This window comes from Sphingomonas sp. FUKUSWIS1 (assembly GCF_000733135.1).
GTDB classification, from domain to species: Bacteria; Pseudomonadota; Alphaproteobacteria; order Sphingomonadales; family Sphingomonadaceae; genus Sphingomonas; species Sphingomonas aerolata.
Map to the genome: position 1 here is coordinate 1 of NZ_JPJC01000173.1, position 6,634 is coordinate 6,634.

Annotated in this window: 5 protein-coding genes; 3 read left to right on the plus strand and 2 right to left on the minus strand. The window is 67.6% G+C overall.

Features of this window, described 5'->3' with window-relative positions:
* Window positions 1-1,518, minus strand: a 1,518-nt coding sequence (locus sphsw_RS10970) for a PHA/PHB synthase family protein (RefSeq protein WP_031440656.1), incomplete at its 3' end; no start/stop codon positions are given.
* A 278-nt stretch (window positions 1,519-1,796) separates the two neighbouring features.
* On the opposite strand from sphsw_RS10970, the gene sphsw_RS10975 reads away from it, so the two are divergent.
* Complete coding sequence (locus tag sphsw_RS10975; RefSeq protein ID WP_031440657.1) at window positions 1,797-3,005, plus strand: LL-diaminopimelate aminotransferase; 1,209 nt, start codon at window positions 1,797-1,799, stop codon at window positions 3,003-3,005.
* Window positions 3,006-3,460: 455 nt separating this feature from the next.
* The gene (locus sphsw_RS10980; RefSeq protein WP_031440658.1) at window positions 3,461-3,889 is read left to right on the plus strand and encodes an acyl-CoA thioesterase; all 429 of its coding nucleotides are present in this window, start codon (window positions 3,461-3,463) and stop codon (window positions 3,887-3,889) included.
* A 4-nt stretch (window positions 3,890-3,893) separates the two neighbouring features.
* Here sphsw_RS10980 and sphsw_RS10985 read toward each other — a convergent pair whose 3' ends face one another.
* Window positions 3,894-4,295, minus strand: coding sequence for a winged helix-turn-helix transcriptional regulator (locus tag sphsw_RS10985; protein ID WP_042467067.1), 402 nt, complete (start codon window positions 4,293-4,295; stop codon window positions 3,894-3,896).
* A gap of 248 nt (window positions 4,296-4,543) precedes the next feature.
* Here sphsw_RS10985 and sphsw_RS10990 point away from each other — a divergent pair.
* A partial coding sequence (locus sphsw_RS10990; RefSeq protein ID WP_031440659.1) for a RelA/SpoT family protein occupies window positions 4,544-6,634 on the plus strand: 2,091 nt, incomplete at its 3' end.

A 6,634-nucleotide genomic window follows, 5' to 3' on the forward strand; every position in this document is an offset into this window, starting at 1 on the left:
CGGGTTGACCACGCCCGCGATATGCCCCGACCCCGCCAGCACGAAGCGGACCGGCCCCGACAACGCGGTCGTCAGCTTCCACACGCTCGCCGCCGGCGCGATATGATCCTCGCGCCCCGCCTGGACATAGGCGGGCGTCGTCACGCGGCCGAGGTCGACCGGCGTGCCGTCCACCACCATCGCCCCCGGCTCGACCAAAAGATTGTCGCGGTACAGGTCAGTCAGATAGGCCCTGTGCCATTTCGCCGGCAGGTTGGTCGTGTCGCCATTCCAGTGGAGCAGGTCGAACGGCACATAATCTTTGCCGAGCAGATAGTTGTTGGTGACGTAATTCCAGATCAGGTCGCGCCCGCGCAGCAGGTTGAACGTCGCCGCCATGTAGCGCCCGTCGAGAAACCCCTCGGGCGACAGCGTGCCGAGCAGCGCGATCTGCTCATCGTCGATGAAATGCGCGAGCTCGCCCGCATCCGCGAAATCGACCTGCGCCGTGAAGAAGGTCGCGCTCGCGACGCGGTCCGCCTGCCCTCGCGCGCTCAGCACCGCCAGCGTCGCGGCCAGCGTCGTCCCCGCCACGCAATAGCCGATCGTATGCACCGCGGGCACCTCGAGCAGGCCGCGCACCGTCTCGATCGCCTCGATCTGCGCGGCGACATAATCGTCCCAGATCACGTCCTTCATGCTCGCATCCGCGGACTTCCACGACACCATGAAGACGCTCAAGCCCTGCTCGACCGCCCAGCGGATGAAGCTCTTCTCGGGGTTCAGGTCGAGGATGTAGAAGCGGTTGATCCACGGCGGAAAGATCACCAGCGGCGTCGCCTGCACGCGCTCGGTGGTCGGCGCATAGTGGATCAGCTCGTAGAGCGGCGTGCGCAGCACGACCTTGCCCGGCGTCATCGCCAGGTTGCGGCCCAGCTCGAAACTGCCCTGCGCGGTGTGGCTGAGCTGCCCGCGGCCGATGTCCGCCATCATGTTCTGCAGGCCCTGCAACAGGTTGGCGCCGCGCGTCTCGATCGTCTTCTCGATCACCTCGGGGTTGGTCAGCGCGAAGTTGGTCGGGCTCATCGCATCGACGAAGCCGCGCGTCGCAAAGCGCAGCTGCTCCTTCTGCCGCGGCTCCAGCCCCTCGACCGCGTCGACGCTGCGCAGCATCTGGTCGCCGATCGTCTGGTAACTCTGCCGGATCAGGTCGAACACCGGCTCGCGCCACTGCGCCGCCTTGAACCTCTTGTCGGTCGCAGGCCCGGGCTCGGGCGGGGGCGCCGCGCCGCCCCCCGCGGGCACCAGCATCTGCTGCCACAGCGCAAACCCGTCGCGCCAGAAATCGCGCACCCGCGACAGCGTCGCCGGATCGTTGAACCCCGGCACCACCATCGCCTCCGGCACCGCCGCATCGAGCGGCGCGGTGATCGCATCGAGCCCCTGCGCCATCATCATCTGCTGCGCGCGCCCCATCACCCAGGTCCAGTGCTGCAGCTCGGCCAGCGTCGGTGCGGCAATCCCCGGCGTCTCGGACATGGGCAACCTCTCCTTTTGTCCAAGCCTAACCCACTCCCCCACCCGGCGAAAGCACCCAGCACCCCTCCCGCCCCCTTCCGTCATCCTGACGAAAGTCAGGACCCAGAGCCAAACAGCGTACACCCCCGCCACCCTGGATCCTGGATCAAGTCCAGGATGACGACGCTTGCGTGACCCGGCCCGAAAGCCCCCACCTTTCCCGCCAGAACCGAAACGCGGTGGATGACGCCCCCCGCGGCATACGGTACAGCACCCCTTCCTCCAGCTCGGGGCCGATCATGTCCGACGATTTCTACCGCATCAAACGCCTGCCACCCTATGTCATCGCCGAAGTGAACGCGATGCGGGCGGCGGCGCGGGCGGGCGGCGAGGACATCATCGATCTCGGCATGGGCAATCCCGACCTGCCGCCGCCCGAGCACGTCATCGCCAAGCTCGTCGAGGTCGCCAGCAAGCCCGGCGCGCACGGCTATTCGCAGTCGCGCGGCATTCCCGGCCTCCGCAAGGCGCAGGCCAATTACTATGGCCGCCGCTTCGGCGTCGATGTCGATCCCGAGACCGAGGTCGTCGTGACGATGGGCTCGAAGGAAGGGCTCGCCAGCCTCGCCACCGCGATCACCGCGCCCGGCGACGTCGTGCTCGCACCCAACCCGTCCTATCCGATCCACACCTTCGGCTTCATCATCGCCGGCGCGACGATCCGCGCGGTGCCGACCACCCCCGACGACGCCTATTTCGAGAGCCTCGAGCGCGCGATGGCGTTCACCGTGCCACGCCCGTCGATCCTCGTCGTCAACTATCCGTCCAACCCGACCGCGGAGGCGGTCGACCTCGCCTTCTACGAACGGCTCGTCGCCTGGGCGAAGGAGAACAAGGTCTGGATCATCTCCGACCTCGCCTATTCCGAGCTCTACTACGACGGCAATCCGACCCCCTCGATCCTCCAGGTCAAGGGCGCCAAGGACATCGCGATCGAGTTCACCTCGCTCAGCAAGACCTATTCGATGGCGGGCTGGCGGATCGGCTTCGCGGTCGGCAACAAGACGCTGATCGCGGCGATGAGCCGGGTGAAGAGCTATCTCGATTACGGCGCCTTCACCCCGATCCAGGCCGCCGCCTGCGCCGCCTTGAACGGCCCGCAGGACATCGTCGCGCGCAACCGCGAGCTCTATCACAAGCGCCGCGACGTGCTGGTCGAAAGCTTCGGCCGCGCCGGCTGGGACATCCCCTCGCCGCGCGCCTCGATGTTCGCCTGGGCCCCCTTGCCGCCCGCGCTCGCGCATCTCGGCAGCCTCGAATTCACCAAGCAGCTCCTCACCCACGCCCACGTCGCGGTCGCACCCGGCGTCGGCTATGGCGAGAATGGCGAGGGCTATGTCCGCATCGCGATGGTCGAAAACGAACAACGCCTCCGCCAGGCCGCGCGCAACGTGAAGCGCTACCTCCAGAGCATGGGCGTCAACACCCCGGCCCAGGGCGCCGGCTGACCCGCCCAGGGCGCCGGCTGACCCGCCGCCCCCAGCCGTCATCCTGACGAACGTCAGGACCCAGAGCCAAGCAGCGCCCCGCCCGCGGCTCTGGATCCTGGATCAAGCCCGGGATGACGGCGTGGAGAGCCGCACCCCCTCCCCAAACCGTCATCCCCGCGCAGGCGGGGATCCAGACTGGCGGACGCCCGCGGTCCAGCGGCACCCGCATAGACTATGGATCCCCGCCTCCGCGGGGATGACGAAGCGGGTGGCCATACCCCCGCCCGCCCTGCTGACGGTTCGGACAAACATGCCCCCACCCCACCCGTCATCCTGACGAAAGTCAGGACCCAGAGCCAAGCAGCACCACCCCCGCGGCGCTGAGTCCCGGATCAAGCCCGCCATAACGGCGCGAAGAGCCGCTCCCCCCGAAAGGTTGACGCCACCCCCCGCCACCGCCATCCCCCAAAGCCATGACCCGCCCCGGCTTCGCCTTCTCCACCACCCTGCGCGTCCGCTACGCCGAGATCGACGGGCAGAAGATCGTCTTCAACTCGCGCTATCTCGAATATGCCGATGTCGCGATCACCGACTTCTGGGACTGGAGCGGGATCGCCGCCGCGGTGCCCGGCTGGGACGACACCGAATTCAACGTCCGCCGCACCGAGATCGACTATCTCGCGCCCTTCCGCCTCGGCGACACGATCGCGGCGCATGTCCGGATCGAGCGGGTCGGCACGTCGAGCCTCACCAAGCGGATCGAGCTGACGCATGCCGAAACCGGCGCGCTCCACACCGTGATCATGATGGTCAGCGTCCATGTCGATCTCGCGACCGGCCGCCCCGCACCCCTGCCGCCCGCGATCCGCGACCATATCGCGCGGCTCGCCACCCCCGCCTGACCGCTCAGTCCGTCGCGCCGATCTCCCCCGGCAGCGCCCAGATCAGCTCGCCCCGGCCCAGCACGCGGCCGTCATGCGCGCGCACCGCGACCTGTTCGATCGGCTGCCGGTCCCGCGCATCGACCAGGATCGGGAAGGCCGGGATCCGCGTCTCCCACCGCTCGCCCCATTGCCGCAGCGCGATCATCGTCGGCAGCAGCGCAAAGCCCTTTTCGGTCAGGCCATAGGCGATCTTGCGGCGATCCTCGGGCAGCGGCCGCCGCGCGAGGATCCCGTGCTCGACCAGCCGCGCGAGCCGGTTCGCCAGGATGTTGCGGGCGATGCCGAGCTCGGCCTGGAATTCCTCGAAATGATGCAGCCCGTTGAACGCCGCGCGCAGGATCAGGAACGACCAGCGCTCCCCCATCGCCTCGAGCGCCGCCGGCAGGCTGCATTCGCGCAGCGGCTCGCGCAAAATCCCCCGCGAAATCCCCCGCGAAATCCCTCGCGATATTCCCCGCGAAATTCCCCCCGAAATCCCCATCGTCCCGGCTCCCCCCGACCCCGGTCTAGCCTATAGCATTCCGCCGCGCGATGCGCTCATCGAGTGCGTCTATCACGGTGACCGGACGCTTTTGGTTGCAAAGCAACACGCTGCGGCCCCATCTATGTCGGGTGTTGCGCCAATATGAACTCGTCGATCGAGTCCTCGATTACGATCCCGATGCCGACGAGGCCCTGCTGAACCGCGCCTATGTGTTTTCGATGCAGGCGCACGGGTCGCAGAAGCGTGCGAGCGGCGATCCCTATTTCAGCCATCCGATCGAGGTGGCGGGCATCCTCACCGACCTGCATCTCGATGACGAGACGATCGCCACCGCGATCCTCCACGACACGATCGAGGATACCGTCGCCACGCCCGAGGAGATCACGCGCCTGTTCGGCCCGTCGGTCGCGCGGCTCGTCGACGGCGTCACCAAGCTCAGCAAGATCGAGGCGCAGACCGAGAACGAGCGCGCCGCGGAAAACCTGCGCAAGTTCCTGCTCGCCATGTCCGACGACATCCGCGTGCTGCTGGTGAAACTCGCCGACCGGCTGCACAACATGCGCACGCTGCATCACATCGCCAAACCCGAGAAGCGCCGTCGCATCGCCAAGGAGACGATGGACATCTACGCGCCGCTCGCCGAGCGGATCGGCATGTACGAGTTCATGCGCGAGATGCAGACGCTCGCCTTCGAACAGATCGAACCCGAAGCCTCCGAATCGATCAACCGCCGGCTGGAGCAGCTGAAGGACGGCGACGGCAACCGCATCGCCAAGATCGCCTCGGGGCTCAAACTCGTGCTGTCGCGCGCGGGCATCGAGGCGGAGGTCGCGGGGCGCGAGAAGCATCCCTATTCGATCTTCCGCAAGATGTCCGAACGGCACATCAATTTCGAACAATTGTCCGACGTGATGGCGTTCCGCGCGATCGTCCCGACCGAGGCGGACTGCTACGCCGCGCTCGGCATCATCCACCAGCGCTGGCCGATGGTGCCCGGCCGGTTCAAGGATTACATCTCGACGCCCAAGCGCAACGGCTATCGCTCGCTCCACACCAGCGTGATCCATGCCGACAATGCGCGTATCGAGATCCAGATCCGGACCGAGGCGATGCACGCCCAGGCCGAATTCGGCCTCGCCGCGCACTGGGCGTACAAGCAGAAGAGCGGCGGCCAGACGATCGGCGGCGGCGAGCATCAGGTCAGCTGGATCCGCGACCTGGTCGAGATCCTCGACACCGCCGAAAGCCCCGAGGAGCTGCTCGAACACACGCGGATGGCGATGTACGCCGACCGCATCTTCGCCTTCACCCCCAAGGGCGAGCTGATCCAGCTGCCCAAGGGCGCGACGCCGATCGACTTCGCCTATGCGGTCCATACCGATCTCGGCGACCAGGCGGTCGGCGCGAAGATCGACGGCCGCGTCGTGCCGCTCTCGACCGTGATCGAAAACGGCAACCAGGTGCAGATCCTGCGGTCGAAGGGCCAGTCGCCGCAACCGCACTGGCTCAACGTCGCGACCACCGGCAAGGCGCTCGCCGCGATCCGCCGCCATCTGCGCCACAAGGAACGCGTCGAGCAGGAGGCGCTCGGCCGCACGCTGTTCGACGACATCGCCTCGCGCCTCCCCGCGCCGATCGGCCCCGACGCGACCGAACCCGCGCTCAAGCGGCTCAAATTCGCCGACGAAGGCGCGCTGATGGTCGCGATCGCGCGCCGCACCGTGTCCGACGAACAGGTGATGGAGGCGCTGATGCCGGGCTCCACCGGCGCCGATCTCGGCCATGCGGTCGCGCCGCAGTCGAGCGCGATCTCGATCAAGGGGCTGACGCCGGGCGTCGCCTATGACCTCGCGACCTGCTGCCACCCGGTGCCGGGCGACCGCATCGTCGGCCTGCGCCGCCCCGATGCGGGGATCGAGGTCCATGCGATCGACTGCCGCGTGCTCGCCGAACTCGCCGAGCGGACCGAGAACGAGACCGACTGGGTCGACGTCGCCTGGGGCGAAAAGACCGAAGGCGCGGTCGCGCGCATCTCGGTGATGGTCAAGAACGAGCCCGGCTCGCTCGGCGTGGTCGCGTCGATCATCGGCACGCACATGGCCAACATCATCAACCTCCGCCTCGACACGCGCGACACCAGCTTCCACACCAACGAGATCGACGTCGAGGTCCACGACATCCAGCAACTCATGCGCCTCATGGCCGGCCTCCGCGCCGCC

Bases quoted from the DNA above. Each gene is read 5' to 3' on its own strand.
- sphsw_RS10985 (WP_042467067.1), bottom strand. From the start codon at position 4,295: ATGGGGGAGCGCTGGTCGTTCCTGATCCTGCGCGCGGCGTTCAACGGG.
- sphsw_RS10980 (WP_031440658.1), top strand. From the start codon at position 3,461: ATGACCCGCCCCGGCTTCGCCTTCTCCACCACCCTGCGCGTCCGCTAC.
- sphsw_RS10975 (WP_031440657.1), top strand. From the start codon at position 1,797: ATGTCCGACGATTTCTACCGCATCAAACGCCTGCCACCCTATGTCATC.